Below are 14491 nucleotides of genomic sequence, written 5' to 3'. Positions count from 1 at the left end.
GCCTGCGCGCAGGCCGTTCCCGCGCTGGAGGCGGACGGGGACCGGCTGGTGGCGTGCGTGCGCACGGGAGAGCTGACAGCGGGCGCCGCGGCGCCGGACGAGACGCCCGCACCGAACAACGGAGAGCCCGATGAAGCCAGTTGAGGACTCCACCGAGGCGCGGGCGGCCGAGACCGCGGAACCGCCCGTCCTCGAAGCGGTCGACGTGACCGTCCACTACCCGGCCCACCACGGCAGGCGCGGGGACGTCGTACACGCCCTGGAGAGCGCGTCCCTGCGGCTGCACGCGGGTCGCACCGTCGCGCTCGTCGGCGAGAGCGGCAGCGGCAAGTCGACCTTCGCCCGCGCCCTCGCGCTCGCCCAGGAGCCCACCGACGGCAGCGTGCTGCTGCACGGCTCCCCGGCCACGGCACGCGGCCGGGAGGCGCGCAGGGCGTACGCGTCCAAGGTGCAGATGGTGCTCCAGGACCCGTTCGGCTCCCTGAACCCCCTGCACCGCATCCGCTACCTCCTGGAGCGCCCGCTCAAGCTGCACGCCGCAGTCACCGACCCCGACGAGCTCGAAGCGCGGACCCGGGGCCTGCTGGAGCGGGTCCAGCTGACCCCGCCCGAGCGGTTCCTCGACGCCTATCCGCACGAGCTCTCCGGCGGCCAGCGCCAGCGCGTGGCCATCGCCCGCGCCCTGGCCGTGGAGCCCGAAGTGCTCCTCGGCGACGAGCTGGTGAGCATGCTGGACGTCTCCATCCGCCTGGAGATCCTCAACCTCCTCGCCGCGCTCCGCGACGAGGAGCGCCTGGCGATGCTCTACATCACCCACGACATAGCCGGGGCCCGCTACTTCACCGACGAGATCGCGGTGATGTACGCAGGGGAGATGGTCGAGTACGGCACCAGTGAGCAGGTCACCCAGAGCCCCGCCCACCCGTACACCCGCCTCCTGCTCGACTCGACGCCCGACCCGGACCGCATGGAGTTCCTCGCGGGCGGCGCAGACGAGGGGCCGGACGCGCTCGACGGAGACGCGGACGGGGACACCGGCGAGCCGCCGGACCTCGTCAACCCGCCCAGCGGCTGCCGCTTCCACCCGCGCTGCCCGTTCGCCCGCGAGCAGTGCCGTACGCAGGCGCCGCCGCGCGTGGATCTGGCGCCGCCGGTGCGCATCGGGGACTCGGCGGCGGTCAACGGGGGCCACTGGGCGCGGTGCTGGCTGCTCGCGGACCCCGAGGGCGAGGCGGGCGGCGCCGCCACGGCGGGGAGCGGCACCCGTACGGTCCCCGAGGGCGCCCGGTGACGAACCGAGGCGGCCAGGTGGCGAATCGGGGCTGCCCGGTGACGAACCGAGGTGGCCCGGTGGCCGACCCTGCGAGAAGCCGTGTGAGAAGCGTGTGAGAAGCCGTGTGAGCGACCCCGAAAGGAACTCGGTGGCGAACCCCGCGAAGAGGCTGCCCGAGGCACTGTCCCAGGCGGTCAACCGCTGCCTGGTCGTCGGCTTCGACGGTACGGCCCCCACCGACGAGCTGAAGCGGCTCATCGACGAGGGCCTGGGCGGCGTCATCCTGCACACCCGCAACGTCGCGAGCAGCGACCAACTACGCATCCTCACCGGCCAGTTGCGGTCGCTGCGCGAGGACCTCCTGATCTCCATCGACCAGGAGGGCGGCGGCATCGGGCACCTGGTGCTGGCCGGCGGCGCCGAGACGCCGGGCAACTGGGCGCTCGGCGTCGTGGACGACCCGGCGCTCACCGCCGACGTGGCGGGCGTGCTGGCGGGCAACCTCGCCGACCACGGCATCACCGTCGGCTACGGCCCCGTGGCCGACGTGCACCGCGAGTCCGCCAACCCCATCGTCAGGACACGGGCGTTCGGCGCCGACCCCGAGCACGTGAGCCGCCACGTAACGGCCTGGGTCGAGGCGTGGCTCGCCCGCGGGGTCGCCCCGTGCGCGAAGCACTTCCCCGGCCACGGGTCCACGACGGTCGACAGCCACCACGCGGCGGCGGTCGACCCGCGTGGCCTGGAGGAACTGCGCGCGATCGACCTGGTGCCGTTCCGTGCCGCGATCGACGCGGGCGTACCGCTCGTGATGACCTCCCACGTCACCTACCCGAAGCTCGACCCCCTGCCCGCCACCGTCAGCCGCCGCATCCTCACCGGCCTGCTGCGCGAGGAACTCGGCTACCAGGGCGTGGTGGTGACCGACGCGCTGGAGATGAAGGCCATCGCCGACGAGTTCGGAGAGGAGGCCGGGGCGCACCTGGCCCTGGCCGCCGGGGCCGACCAGCTCTGCATCGTCCTGCCGGAGCCGGAGCTGTGGTTCGGCTGCGCGGCCGCGGTCCGGACGGCCATCGCGGACGGCTCGTTGGACGAGGCGCGGGTGGGGGAGGCGGCGGAGCGCGTACGGAAGTTGGCGGCACGGTTCGCGAAGCCTGCGGTGTCCCGGGCGTCGGGGGCTTCCGAGGCGTCGAGGGTGCCCGGAATGTCCGGGATGCCCGGCGGCTCGTACGACATCGGCCTGCGCGCCGCGCGCCGGGCCCTGGGGGCGGCACCATCGGCAGCCGCCCTGGCCCTGGGGACCTCCGTCCCGGCCTCGGTTGCCTCCGTCCCGGCCTCGGGTGCCTCCGTCCCGGCCCCGGGGGGCGCCGTCCAGGCCCCGGGGGCCGCCGAGCCGGTCGCGTCGGCCTCCGCCCCTGCCTCGACGCCGTACATCGTGGACCTGTTCCGCGCCCCCCACCCGGCGCTGGAATGGGACCGGTTCGACCTGGTCAACCTCGTACGGTCGGTGCTGCCCGCGGCGGAGGGCGTCAGCGTGACGGACGAGGCGGTGGACTGTGCGGAGATTCTGCGCCGCGCCGCGGGCCGCCCGCTGGTGATCGCCACGGAGGACGCGGAGCTGCACCCCTGGCAGCACAGCGTCCGCGCCGCGCTGCTCGCCGCCCGCCCGGACGCGCTGCTGATCGCGACGGGCATGCCGGACGCGGAGACGGCGGCAGCGAGCGGCTTCTGCACGTACGGCCGGGGCCGGGCCAACCTGCGCGCGGCGGCGGAGGCCCTGGCGGGCGGCCCGGAGACCTGATCGCCTCGCACGCCTGGCCCGCCCTCCGACCGGGGGCGGGCCGCTCCCGTTGGCCTGAAGCCGTTTCCATGCCGAATCCTCCGTCGCGGCCACACCTCGTGGCCGCGTGCCGAGGCTGGGTCCGATCCAGCGCACCACGCGGCGAGGGGTCACTGTTCCGGCGGCAACGGGAAGGCGTTGAAGGTGTCGAAGGCTCGCGCCGGCCGTATCTCGTCTTGATCACGGACGGGCACGGAATCTTCCGGTCGGCCCTTGGCCTGCGCTTGGGTGTGCGCACCAGTGGGGTGATCGGAGGAGGACGCCATGATGGCCGGGGTGGGGACGCGGAACAGGGGCCGACTGAGATCAGCGGCCGTGGCAGTGGTCGTGGCCGCCGTGCTGGTGGGCGGTCTGAGCGGGTGCGTGGACAAGGAGGCGCACAGGCGCGAGGTGTCGGAGGGGAGCAGCAGGGAGACGGCTGCGGCGGAGCCCTTGGCCTCCGTGCCGGTTTCTCCTTCCGCCTCTGCCTCTGCTGCGACCTCCGACAGGCCGTCGGCGCCGGCCTCGGCATCGCCCTCGTCCCCCGTCAAGGCTCAGCCACTTCCCTCCCGGAGGAAACCCGCTCCCTGCCCGAACCTGGCCCTCAAGCCGACCTCGGCCGAGCAGCCGAAGGTCGACGTGTACGTCTCCCTGCCGGACCGGCACCTGAGCCTCGAACGGGGCGGCCCGGCCCGGGAGTTCACGCTCACCCTGCGCAACTACGTCCGCGACTACGGCTGCCTGAAGGTCGTCTTCACGACGGAGACGAACGCCTTCGGCGAGGGCGACCCGGCCCTGACCGTGGAGCGACGGGACCCGGCCACCGGCCGCTGGACCGAGCAGGAGCTGGTCGTGGCGAACGACGTGAGCGCCCTCCTGGCCAAGGGCGGCGCCTCGTTCCACCGCGGCGAAGTGCGCACCGAACGCTGGCGCATCCGCGCCAACACCCCCGGCCCCACGGGCACGGCCCACATCCAGATCAAACTCGTCGCCACCGACGTCCCGGCCCGGGACCCTTTCGCGGGCCGCGACGCCGGGGGCTCATGGTTCACGCTGGAGACGGCGCGGGGACGGTGAGGCGTTGGGCGGGAGGGCCGCCGGGGGCATGGGCGCCGAGTGGTGTTCGGCTTACGGGAGTTCAGGCTTCCAGGACGCACCTGATGGCCTTGCCTGTCGGGGTCGGGGCGGCTTCCCAGTGGGTTGTCAGTGCGGTGAGCAGGTGCATCCCCCGGCCCTTTTCGGACGTGCCGTCCGGTTGCCTGACGGTTGGCGGCTCCCTCACGGAGTCGCTGACCGTGAGCACAAGCCGTTGGGTCGAATGTCAGTGTCCAAGTACTGCCGCTGAACGCCACGTTCCCGATCGCGCAGTATGCCCCGTACACCATGTTCTCGCTGCGGGGCGAGCCCTCTATCGATGTGGCGTGGTTGGAGCACTTGACCGGTGGTACGTTGTTGGAACAGCTGGTCGACGTCGAGGTTTATGCCCGAGCGTGGGCTGACCTGACAGCCGCTGCACTGTCACCCTCCGAGTCGAAGCGATACATTCGTGATCTCATCAAGGAAAGTGGATGAAGGCGCTGTAGGATGCGCCCTCCCCGTCGCGGGTGAACTCGACGGCGCGGTCTGGCACAAGAGCTCCCACAGCGGCAGCGACAACGGTTGCGTAGAACGCGGGCGTCTCCGTTCCGGTCGTCAGGCTGTCCGTGACACCAAGGACCGCGGCCTCGGCGCGATCGTCTTCGAACCGGACGCCTGGCGGGCGTTCGTGGACGCGGTCCGCCGCGGGGAGCTGGAAGCGTAACGGCGCCGCGAGCCCCGGCAGCCGTCAGGCCTCGGGGTTCGCGCGGGCGACCCACCCGTTTTCGGCGCCCGTCTCGATCAGCTGCTGCGCGTACGCCCACAGGGGCGCCGACGCGTCCCCGATCACCGACTTGCGGGCCCGCACGTCGGCGTCCGTGACGCCCGGGGTCCGCCAAGTCCCGCCGCGATTGCCATAGTTGAGCAGAAGCGGCTGAAACCGGTCCATCGCCTTGGCGAAGCGCGCCTCGGGGGTCTCGCGCGCCTCGAACTCGTCCCACAGCGCGCGGAAGCGGTCGTGCTGGTCGGCGGGGAGCAGCGCGAACAACTTGTCCGCCGCCCGCTGCTCCCGCTCCTCCTGGTCGGCGGCGCCGGCCGCGTCGTACAGGAAGGTGTCGCCCGCGTAGATCTCGATGAGGTCGTGCACCAGGACGAGGGCGAGGACCTTGCCGACATCGACGGGTTCGTCCGCGTACTCGGCCAGGACCAGCGTCATGAGCGCCAGATGCCAGGAGTGCTCCGCGTCGTTCTCCCGGCGGTCGGCGGCCAGCAGCGGGCTCCTCCGCAGGATCGTCTTCAGCCGGTCGACCTCCAGGATGAAGTCGATCTGCTGGTGCAGTCGTTCGGGCACCCCGGGCGGCTGCCTGACCGACTCGGCGAGGGTGGGCTGGTCTTCGTACGCCATGGTGGTTCCCTGGGAAGGTCGGCGGTCCGGGAGGACCGGGTGTGCGAGCGGCATCGGGAGGTTCACGTCGTGGTTTTCCGCGGGCTGATGGTGTCGCCCACGTCCCCGAGGATCAGCCGGTCCGGGGCATCGGGGTCCACGGCGTAGAACTTGTGGTTGAGCGCGCCCGAGACGTGCCCGACGTGGAGGGTCAGCGTGATGCCCAGCCGCTCGGCGCACCGGGCGAGCGCCAGGGCACCCTGACGGGTCGAGTGGCAGGTGAGGATGTCGACGACGGCTCCGGGCCGCGCGGCCAACTGCGCGATGGCCATGAGGGTGACGCCGCTGGCCACGACACCGTCGATGACGACCAGCCGGTCCGCCTGCCGCGGCAGCCGGTCGTCCACGCCGACCAGCAGCCCCCGGTCCAGGTGTATGCGTTTGGCCTGGGGGCTCCAGTACCGGCCCTCCGGGTGGCAGCCCAGCGCCTCGGCGAGGATGCGGCCCTCGCGCTCGGGTGCCACGACCGCGGTGTCCGGCCGGGACGCCAGGTCGGCGGCGCGCACGGGCAGCATCCCGTAGATGTCCATCAGCGCCTGGAAGTAGCGGTCGCGGTCGGCCGATCGCTGGCGTGGGAGGTTGGCCACGTCGGTGATCGTCTCCATCCGCTGCGCCACCTCGGGGTCCGCCGCGGAGGCTGTGCGCACGTTCGGTGGGAGCGGGCCCGGTGCGTGGAGCGCGGACAACTCCTGCGCGGTGAAGTGCACCAGGTGGCTGAAGTGGGTGTCGTACCGGCTCTCCAGGTCGCGGACGAGCCGTTGGGTGCCGGGCGCGAGCCCGATCCGGTCGAGCAGGTGCGGGGCGGTCATCTCTGTCCTCCGGTGTCGCTGCCGACGGGGCGTCGGGCGGAGTGGGCGGACACGCGTCGACGTGCCAGGAAGTACAGGGCGATGGGGACCGCGGCGGCCGCGACCGCGGCGGTGACGCAGAAGCCCAGCACGAAGGCGGAGGTGTCCGGCCGCTCGCCGTGGATGACGACCAGGGCCGCGAGGCCCACGGACCCGCCGGTGTACTGGGCGGTGGTGACCAGCGCGCTGCCCGTGCCGTTGCTCTCCTGCGGAAGGTCGTGGGTGCCGGTGATGAACATGCCGGTGAACGCCATGCCCTGGCCGACGCCGCTGAGGAGCAGCCCCGGGAGGATGCCCGGCGCGTAGCCGCCCGAGACGGAGACCGCGACGGCGAGGGCCAGCAGGCCGAACGCGCCGGTCAGGAACGCCGTGGACAGCAGGGCCCGCAGCGACCAGCGGCCGGCGAGGAACCCGGCCAGGGTGTTCCCGACGATGATCGCCGCGGCCAGGGGCAGGAACGCCAGCCCCGCCTCCAGGGCTTCGTACCCCCGCTCCAACTGGAGGTACAGCGTGACGAGGTAGAACTCGGCCCCGAAACTGGCCATATAGAGCGCTGCCACGCCGCAGGCGACGCGCAGGGTCGGCACCCGCAGCAGCGTCGTCGGGATCAGCGGGCCCGCGCCCCGGCGCTGGGTGACGGCGAACAGGCCCGCCGTCAGCACCGTGGCCCCGGCGGCCGCGGCCGCGACCGGTACGGAGGTGCGGGCTCGGGAGAGTTCGGTGAACAGCAGGACCAGGGACGTGACGGCGGCGGAGGCCGACAGCGTCGCGGGCAGGGCGATGGGCGTACGCTCCCTGCCCCGTCCGTGCATCGCCCCGCCCGCGGCGGCCAGGCAGACAGCGATGATCGGCAGGTTGACCAGGAAGATCCAGCGCCAGGAGGCGACGGCGAGCAGTCCGCCGCCCGCCACCACGCCCAGCGCCAGCCCGGCGGCGCCGGTGGTGCCCCACACGCTGAGCGCGCGGTCCCGCCGGGGCCCGGCGGGATAGAAGGTGCTGAGCAGCCCAAGCGTGGCGGGAACCAGCAGCCCTGCCCCGATGCCCTGGCAGGCCCGGGCGGCGATCAGGGACCACACCTCCTGCGACAGACCTGCGGCCAGGGACGAGACGGCGAACAGTGCCTGGGCGGCGAGGTAGACCCGGCCGCCGCCGAAGGCGTCCGTCAGCTGCCCCCCCAGGAGCAGGAACCCGGCGAAGAAGATCGCGTAGGCGCTCACGATCCACTGCAGGGACACCTCCGAGAAGCGCAGGCTCTCGCCGATGTCGGGCAGGGCGACGTAGATGACGGAGAAGTCGAGCGCGACGAGCAGTTGCGCTCCGGCGAGCGCTGTCAGCAGCCGGGGCCCGGCCGTGGGCGGGTCAAGGGGCGGCACAGGTGGGGGACCTCCGAACTGGCCCGGGTCGGCGGGTGCTCATGTGTCAACTCCCGGAAGCGAGGTGATGTTCCGTCAAGACCTTGACAGGGAACCGTAGAAGCGCAGGTGCGCCGCCCCGGCGGTCGCGAGCCCCTCCCTCAGCTCCCGGGCCAGGGACAGGTCGCGGGCGCTCTGCCCGACGAGCGGTTTGCGTACGGCCTCCCGCAGCGCGTCCGTGAGCGCCCGCAGATCCCCGGCGGGAACGATCCGCCCTGCCGAATAGCCGCCCAGAATACGCGGGAGATGGCCGGAATCGCTGGCGATCACCTGCCGCCCGCAGACGACGGCCTGTGCCACCGACAGCGAGAACGGCTCGCCGTGGGCACCGCGGTCGATGGTGGGATGGAGGACGATGTCGCTCTGCCGGATGGCGGCCCAGCTCTGCTCCGGGGTGTAGTGGACGAAGTGGACCCTGCCCTTCTCCCGCCAGTCGCGGGCCCGCTCCAGCAGCGTCTCCGGAATGCCCGGCGGCCAGATGAGGTGCCGGGTGCCGGCGTGCGCGAAGTGCAGGTCGGCGCCCTCCTCCAGCAGGGTGAGCACGGCTTCCAGGCTCAGATGGGAGCCCTTCCACCGCGTCATCCGGGTGGGTTGCAGGACCACGGTCCTGTCCCGGCAGGGCAGCGTGTAGGGCTCCTCGCGCAGGGGGAGCGCCAGCGGGAGCACGGCGACCTCCCGGCCGCCCAGCCGGCCGCGCGCCTCCTCCGCGACGAACGGGGAGTGGGCCACCAGCCGGCCCGGCAGCCGCGCGAGGAACTCCCAGTGGGCCGGCTGCTCGTCGATGTTGTGCAGGTCGAAGACGAAACGGCCCCGCCACCCGCGGTCCTGAAGAGCGCTCACCACCGCCGACACCACGGTCGGCTTGTGCCACTGCGGGTTGTGCCAGTGGACGAGGTCCGCCCCCGCGCACCGGCTCACCAGCGCGGAGACTTCCGCGTCGGCGGCGGGCACCTGAAGGTCGAGGGCGGCCTCGTACGCGACGCCCGGCGACTCCCGGGTGCCCGCGACGGCGCCGACGGCGCACGGCAGGGCGCCGAGCTGGTGGACGACGGCGCCCAGGTGGGCCTCCACGCCGCCGGTCACCGGCCGCGCGGTCCAGTGGACATGCAGCACGCGCACGGTCGGCTCACCTCCCGTCCGCCGCGGCCGCGCCCGCCGGGGGATCCTCGGCCAGGCGGAAGCCCATGGCGTAGAGCGAGCGCGGGTAGGGGCCGTGCCGGCGCTGGCAGCGCGCCAGGTCCCTGAAGCGGTTGAACGCCCCGCCGCGGGCGATCCGGTAGGCGCCGAGCCGCAGGTAGAGGTCGTCCCGCACCAACTGCCCACCCGGGTACGGGCCGTAGACGCTGCTGGTGTACTCCTCCACGTTCCCGGCCATGTCCAGGGCACCGCACCAGCTGCGGCCATCGGGGAACGCCCCGACCGGAGTGGTCATGAGCAGCCCCGACTCCAGCGTGTTGGCCGCGTCGGCGCTCCACTTCCCGCCCCACGGGTAGCGATGGCCCTCGGGGCCCCCGGCGGCGTACTCCCACTCCTGCTCCGTCGGCAGCCGGAACGCCCGGCCGGTCCTGGCACCGAGCCACCGCGCGTACGTGTCGGCGCTCTCCGCGGTGACCGTGTGGACGGGGTGGTTGGCCACGGCCGGGGTAAACCGGCCGTAGTGCCAGCCGCTGGGGATCTCCCGGTGGCCGGTCTCGTGGAGGAAGACCGCGTACTCGGCGTTGGTGACCGGGTATGCGGCAATCCGGAACGCGGCCACGGTGTGGATGTGGCGCGGGCACTCCTTCTCGATCCACGGCCGCCGCACCCCGAACCGGGCGGAGTCTTGGTGCAGCGCGTCGATGTCCCCCACCGGGGTGCCGATGGCCGCCTGACCGGCCGGTACGTCCAGCATCGGCGGGTCGTCGGGACGGATCCGCGGATCGCCCGCCAGGGCCAGTGCGGCGCCGGAGGCGAGCCGCGACTCCAGGTCGAGTGAGGCGTCCTCCACCATGGCGGCCAGTTCGCCGCGGCCGAGACCGGCGACGCGGCGGAAGGGGGGCAGGGACTCCGCGCGCGGCCGGACGTAGTGGTCCGGCAGCCCCATCGCGGCCCGGTCGGTCAGGGAGTTGATGTCTGCGTCGACGAGGCCGGCGGGCACGATCTCCGTCATTGCGACCCCCCGTGCGGTGCCACGGCGCCCAGTCCGCCGGTCACCGGCTGCCCGGCGCCCAGTGCGTCGAGATGTCCCATCAGATTGTCCTTGGCCTCCAGATACGCCTCGTTGAAGGGGGTGCGGAAACCGCCGAGCGGCATCCTGTCGGTCACGACCAGCCCCCACTGGGCGAGTTGGCTCAACTTCTCGGGATTGTTCGTCATCAGCCGGACGTGCGTGACCCCGAGATGCCGCAGGCACTCGGCGGCCAGCCGGAAGTCACGGCCCTCGGCGGGGAAGCCCAGGGCGAGGTTGGCGCTGATCGTGTCGTGCCCCAGGGCCTGCAGTGCGTAGGCCCGGATCTTGTTGGCGAGTCCGATGCCGCGCCCTTCGTGGCGCAGCATGTAGAGCAGGATGCCGTTCCGCGACTCGACGATGGCCGCCAGTGCCGCGGTGAGCTGCGGGCCGCAGTCGCACTTGGCGGACCCGAGGACGTCCCCGGTGAAGCAGGCGCTGTGGACGCGGACGATCGGGGGCTTGCCGGAGTCGGGGCGGCAGGCCGCCGTGCGCAGGGCCACCGCCTCCTCGATGTCCTCACCGTCCGGGGAGATCCGGCCGAAAACCGTCAACTGCATCAGCGTGGAGCCGACGGGGACCGGGGCACTCGCCAGCCGCGTCACCGTGTCGTCCTCTGCCGTGGCCATGGGCCCCGCCTACCGCGACGCGGGGGTCGGTGCGGCATGGGCGCTCGCGTCCACTTCGTACACACTGCCGTCGTACGACGAGGCCAGGAACCGCCCCGGCACTCCGGCCGCGCTCAGACTGGACACGCCCGCTGTGGTGGGGCGTTCGTCCACCGCCCAGGTGCCCGAGCGGGGGTCGTGGACGGCGATCCGCCCGTGGTAGCCGCCCGTCGCGATCAGGCCGGTGTGCGGGTCCACGGCCACGCACTTGATGCTGTTGCGGTGCGGAGTGGGCACGGCCGCCTCCTGTTCGCCGGAGGCCGTCCAGATCCTCAGGGTCAGGTCACGCCCCACGCTCGCGAAGCGTCCGTCTGGGAGGCTCGCCGCGCTGTTGGCGATGCGGGTGTGGGCGTCGTCGTTCCTCGCCGTCAGGGCCAGACCGGGCAGCCGGTGCCACGTGGCGGCTCCGGTGGCGCAGACGCTGAACAGCGTGTCCCCGTGCACGGCCATGCCCTTGATCGCGTTCTCCTGGATGCGGTGCTCCCCGACGAGCGCGATCCCGTGCCGTGCGGTGCCCCGGAACAGCAGCGCCTCGCCGGTGTAGGCGCCCACCACGAGGAGCTCCCCGTCCGGCGACCGGTGCACGGCGGCGCAGTTCAGCGGCGAGCGGTGCTGGTGCACCAGCTTGCCGGTCACGGCGTCGTGCAGCGCTCCGAGCTGCCCTCCGGTGACGACGGTGCCGTTGAAGGGCGTCAGGAAGTTGCAGCAGCTGCCGATCTCGGCGACGGCCTCGCCGTCCTGCCGCACGGTGCCGCTGTCGCCGACGGTGAAGACGCCGGCCGGGGCGGCGGTCACGGCGTTGAGCCCCGGAGTCGGTTCGACGCCGTCGAGGCTCCAGGTGCCGTCGGCCTGGTCGAAGACGGCGTACGACGACCCGAAGGTGCCGAAGACCCAGTGGCTGCCGTCCAGGCGGGCGCACGAGCGGAGCCACACGTCGGCGGGGACGTCGGCGGTCAGCACGTGCACCAGGCCGTGCTGCCGGTCGAGTTGCCACAGCCGTACGGTGCGGTCGTAACTGGAGCTGAGGAGGAGACCGGTGGTGCGGTCGTAGCCGAGGCGCTTGATGCCGGCGTCGTGGACGCGGTGCCTCCTCGTGCCCTTCGGGCCCACGAGGATGAGCTCGCCCTCGTCGTTGCCCAGCGCGAACTCCTCGTCGCCCAGCACCGCGACGGTGTCCGTCTCGACGTCGCCGAGGTCGATGGTGCTGAGGAGTTCTCCGTCGAGTGCGTCCCACCGGCGGACCGTGCCGTCGTCGCTGGTCGTCACCAACTCGGCGCCGCCGCGCACCCATTCGACGGAGAGCACGTCCGCCTCGTGTCCTTCCAGCCGGTGGATCAGCCGGCCGTCCAGGTCGTAGACGCGCGCGAGGTGGTCGCGCGAGGCGGTTGCCACCAGGCTCTCGTCGGGGGAGACCACGGTCATCTCGACGTCGTCCTTGTGATCGGCGAGGACCGTGATCAGCCGCATCTCCGGGACGGACCACAGCCGTGCCGAGTAGTCGCTGCTGGAGGTGGCGAGGATGCGCCCGGAGGGGGAGAACCGGCACTGGTTGGCCAGGTGGTCGTGGCGCGCTTCGGTGACGGCGGTCCGGGTCGCCGAATCCCACAGGATCACTTTGTTGTCATAGCCGGCGGTCGCGACCCAATCGCCGTGGGCGTCGACCCCGCTGATGGGTGAAGTGTGTTTGATCATCGGTTCCTCCCGTGGGTGCGGCCCGTCCTGAGAGGAGGCAAGGGAAAACGCACGTGACCTGCACAGGGACGAGCGCGCTGATGGAGCTGGCGGATTTGCGAGTGGCGTTTCCGCGCGGCGGCCGAAGATGATCTGCGGGCGGGGGAACAACACCCGGTAGCTGCGATATTCGGCAACAGGCAGAAAAGCTACGGGCGGCACATGCCCAAGTCAATGGCCCATCCATGGAGGCGCGGAAGTGTCCGGTTCTGGGCGTCAGTTGGGGATGTTATGTCAGCGTTTGATGAGGGTGTCGGGCGCCGGGCGTCGCCTCGGGCGGCCCGTGGGACCGATGCGAATCGGTCATTCGGTGAAGCAAGGCTTGCCGCAGGGCTCCACGCCGCACTTTCATGAGTGGGTCAGTATGGCCGATCTCCGGAATGATCCCGAGGGGACAGGGTTCTTCATTCCGCTCCCATGAGAGAAACCTGAATTTTCGGAAAACTCCAATCGGAGTGTTCAGTTCGCGCCAAAAGAAATGCCCGCCAACTCGGGAACGGATCCGAATGAAGCTTCCTGACCTTACCCGACCGGCCCGCCCCGCGAAGGGGGCGCCCACGGTGCGGGTGGAAGCCGGCAGCCGGACGTTCCTCGCGTACGACTCCGCGGCCACCGCGCAGCACGTGGGAGCGATCGCCACGTTCGCGCTCCCGGACGGCGCCGGGCCGGGCTACCTTCAGGAGCTGTTCTCGGAGTTGAGCGCTGCGCCCGCCGCGGCGGCCCCCTTCACGTTCCGGCCGGTGGGAGCACGGCTGGGTGCCGCGACCGCGGCCTGGCGGGTACTCGCGGCACACGAGATCGACCTGGGCCACCACGTACGGCGATCCGCGCTGCCCCGGCCCGGCGGACCGCGGGAACTGGACGCCCTGGTGTCGCGGCTGCACTCCCAACCCCTGGACCCGGCAAGGCCGTTGTGGGAGTTCCACCTCATCGAAGGGCTGGCGGACCATCGGTTCGCCTTCTACTTCAAGGTCCACCACGCCCTCATGGACGGCGCCGGCCTCCTCCTGCGCCTGCTGCGGATGCTCGACCCCGCTCCCACGGACGCGGTCCGGCCGTTCTGGGCCACGGCCAACGAGCCGTCCGCGTACGGGCTGTCCGCCGGCGAGCCGGGCGGAGGCGAGCCGTCCGCAGGCGAGCCGGGCGCTGGCGAGCCGTCCGGCGGTGGGGCGCCCACCGCGGCGGACGTCGCCAGGGCGGCCAGGCGCCTGGCCGCGGAGGCGCGAGGGGAACGGGACCCGGCACTCGCGCTGCCCTACGCCGTACCGAGGTCGATGCTCAACCGCCGCATCGGACGGCAGCGCGTGGTGGCGACGCTGAGTTGCGAGCTGGAGCAGCTGCGCTCCGCGGCGCGGGCGGCCGGAGTGACGGTCAACGAGATCCTCCTGGCCGCCTGCGGCGGAGGGCTGCGGCGCTACCTCCGGGAGCGGGGAGCGCTGCCGGAGCGGACGCTGACCGCGGGCACACCCGTGTCGACGAGGGCGCCTGGCGACAGCACACACCTGATCTCCATCACCATGGCCGCGATGAGCCTCGGCACCGATGTCGCCGACCCGGTCGAACGTGTGAGACTGGTCGCGCGCTCCAGCGCACTTGCCAAGGAGAGGGCACACGGGCTGCCCCAGGGCCTGGCCACGGTGTACGGGGCGGCCTTCTCGGTCCCGTTCGTCACCCAGCACGTCCTGGGGCTCGGCGGCAGAACCCGTACGCCGTACAGCGTCGTGGTCTCCAACGTCGCAGGCCCCCCGGAGCCGCGCTACCTCCGCGGCGCCAGGCTGGAGTCACTGAGTGCGGCGGGGAGCATCTGCCACGGCATGGCGCTGTTCATCGCCGCGGTGTCCGCGGGCGGCCGTTTCTCCGTGGTCTTCACCGGCGACCGTGGCACCGTGCCCCGTGTGCACGACCTCGCGCGGTACACCGGCGACGCCCTGGCCGAGCTGGCGGACGCGCTCGGCCGCGCCCCGAATCCGGCGCCCGCGCGGGGCAGTTGAGCAGCCCGAGCCCGAGCCCGAG

At 72.4% G+C, this 14491-nt stretch carries 13 protein-coding genes and 1 pseudogene; 6 read left to right on the top strand and 8 right to left on the bottom strand.

Features of this window, described 5'->3' with window-relative positions; translation table 11 throughout:
• Window positions 1-130: 130 nt before the first annotated feature.
• Entirely contained in the window at window positions 131-1291 is a 1161-nt protein-coding gene (locus AOK16_RS19545) for an ABC transporter ATP-binding protein (RefSeq protein ID WP_055473500.1), read from the top strand.
• 106 nt (window positions 1292-1397) lie between these two features.
• The gene (locus AOK16_RS19540) at window positions 1398-3074 is read left to right on the top strand and encodes a glycoside hydrolase family 3 N-terminal domain-containing protein (RefSeq protein WP_079101563.1); all 1677 of its coding nucleotides are present in this window, start codon (window positions 1398-1400) and stop codon (window positions 3072-3074) included.
• A 149-nt stretch (window positions 3075-3223) separates the two neighbouring features.
• Here the strand turns inward: AOK16_RS19540 and AOK16_RS19535 are convergent, their stop codons facing one another.
• The gene (locus AOK16_RS19535; RefSeq protein WP_055473498.1) at window positions 3224-3643 is read right to left on the bottom strand and encodes a hypothetical protein; all 420 of its coding nucleotides are present in this window, start codon (window positions 3641-3643) and stop codon (window positions 3224-3226) included.
• An 88-nt stretch (window positions 3644-3731) separates the two neighbouring features.
• Here AOK16_RS19535 and AOK16_RS19530 point away from each other — a divergent pair, with 88 nt between their 5' ends.
• The 3 genes and pseudogenes from AOK16_RS19530 (at window position 3732) to AOK16_RS19525 (ending at window position 4893) form a co-directional block, all read left to right on the top strand.
• The gene (locus AOK16_RS19530) at window positions 3732-4169 is read left to right on the top strand and encodes a hypothetical protein (protein ID WP_055473497.1); all 438 of its coding nucleotides are present in this window, start codon (window positions 3732-3734) and stop codon (window positions 4167-4169) included.
• A gap of 249 nt (window positions 4170-4418) precedes the next feature.
• Window positions 4419-4664 (top strand): annotated as a pseudogene (locus AOK16_RS28540) (Scr1 family TA system antitoxin-like transcriptional regulator); the annotation flags it as partial.
• Window positions 4657-4893: a DUF397 domain-containing protein gene (locus AOK16_RS19525; RefSeq protein ID WP_055473496.1), complete on the top strand. Its 237-nt coding sequence runs from the start codon at window positions 4657-4659 to the stop codon at window positions 4891-4893. The pseudogene AOK16_RS28540 and the gene AOK16_RS19525, both read left to right, overlap by 8 nt.
• A gap of 24 nt (window positions 4894-4917) precedes the next feature.
• Here AOK16_RS19525 and AOK16_RS19520 read toward each other — a convergent pair whose 3' ends face one another.
• The 7 genes from AOK16_RS19520 to AOK16_RS19490 form a co-directional block, all read right to left on the bottom strand.
• Entirely contained in the window at window positions 4918-5574 is a 657-nt protein-coding gene (locus AOK16_RS19520; RefSeq protein WP_055473503.1) for an HD domain-containing protein, read from the bottom strand.
• 62 nt (window positions 5575-5636) lie between these two features.
• Window positions 5637-6422: a phosphoribosyltransferase gene (locus AOK16_RS19515; protein ID WP_055473495.1), complete on the bottom strand. Its 786-nt coding sequence runs from the start codon at window positions 6420-6422 to the stop codon at window positions 5637-5639.
• Entirely contained in the window at window positions 6419-7834 is a 1416-nt protein-coding gene (locus AOK16_RS19510; protein WP_055473494.1) for an MFS transporter, read from the bottom strand. Before AOK16_RS19510 ends, AOK16_RS19515 begins: the two co-directional genes overlap by 4 nt.
• Window positions 7835-7909: 75 nt before the next feature.
• Window positions 7910-8992 (bottom strand): glycosyltransferase family 4 protein, encoded by a 1083-nt coding sequence (locus tag AOK16_RS19505; protein ID WP_055473493.1) that lies wholly within the window; start codon window positions 8990-8992, stop codon window positions 7910-7912.
• Window positions 8993-8999: 7 nt separating this feature from the next.
• A complete protein-coding gene (locus tag AOK16_RS19500; protein ID WP_079101562.1) occupies window positions 9000-10022 on the bottom strand; it encodes a formylglycine-generating enzyme family protein in 1023 nt (340 codons plus the stop codon).
• A complete protein-coding gene (gene ribA / locus AOK16_RS19495) occupies window positions 10019-10708 on the bottom strand; it encodes a GTP cyclohydrolase II RibA (RefSeq protein ID WP_079101561.1) in 690 nt (229 codons plus the stop codon). Before ribA ends, AOK16_RS19500 begins: the two co-directional genes overlap by 4 nt.
• Window positions 10709-10717: 9 nt before the next feature.
• On the bottom strand, window positions 10718-12439 hold the full coding sequence (locus tag AOK16_RS19490; RefSeq protein WP_055473492.1) for a WD40 repeat domain-containing protein: 1722 nt from the start codon (window positions 12437-12439) through the stop codon (window positions 10718-10720).
• Between the two features lie 599 nt (window positions 12440-13038).
• On the opposite strand from AOK16_RS19490, the gene AOK16_RS19485 reads away from it, so the two are divergent.
• On the top strand, window positions 13039-14469 hold the full coding sequence (locus AOK16_RS19485) for a wax ester/triacylglycerol synthase family O-acyltransferase (protein ID WP_157859270.1): 1431 nt from the start codon (window positions 13039-13041) through the stop codon (window positions 14467-14469).
• Window positions 14470-14491: the final 22 nt, after the last annotated feature.

Source organism: Streptomyces pathocidini, assembly GCF_001418495.1.
GTDB lineage: Bacteria > Actinomycetota > Actinomycetes > Streptomycetales > Streptomycetaceae > Streptomyces > Streptomyces pathocidini.
This window is presented reverse-complemented; position numbering and strand designations above follow the sequence as displayed.

Excerpts from the sequence above, each read along its gene's own strand:
- AOK16_RS19515 (WP_055473495.1), bottom strand. The coding sequence starts at position 6,422 with ATGACCGCCCCGCACCTGCTCGACCGGATCGGGCTCGCGCCCGGCACC.
- AOK16_RS19490 (WP_055473492.1), bottom strand. The coding sequence starts at position 12,439 with ATGATCAAACACACTTCACCCATCAGCGGGGTCGACGCCCACGGCGAT.
- AOK16_RS19520 (WP_055473503.1), bottom strand. The coding sequence starts at position 5,574 with ATGGCGTACGAAGACCAGCCCACCCTCGCCGAGTCGGTCAGGCAGCCG.
- ribA (WP_079101561.1), bottom strand. The coding sequence starts at position 10,708 with ATGGCCACGGCAGAGGACGACACGGTGACGCGGCTGGCGAGTGCCCCG.
- AOK16_RS19545 (WP_055473500.1), top strand. The coding sequence starts at position 131 with ATGAAGCCAGTTGAGGACTCCACCGAGGCGCGGGCGGCCGAGACCGCG.
- AOK16_RS19500 (WP_079101562.1), bottom strand. The coding sequence starts at position 10,022 with ATGACGGAGATCGTGCCCGCCGGCCTCGTCGACGCAGACATCAACTCC.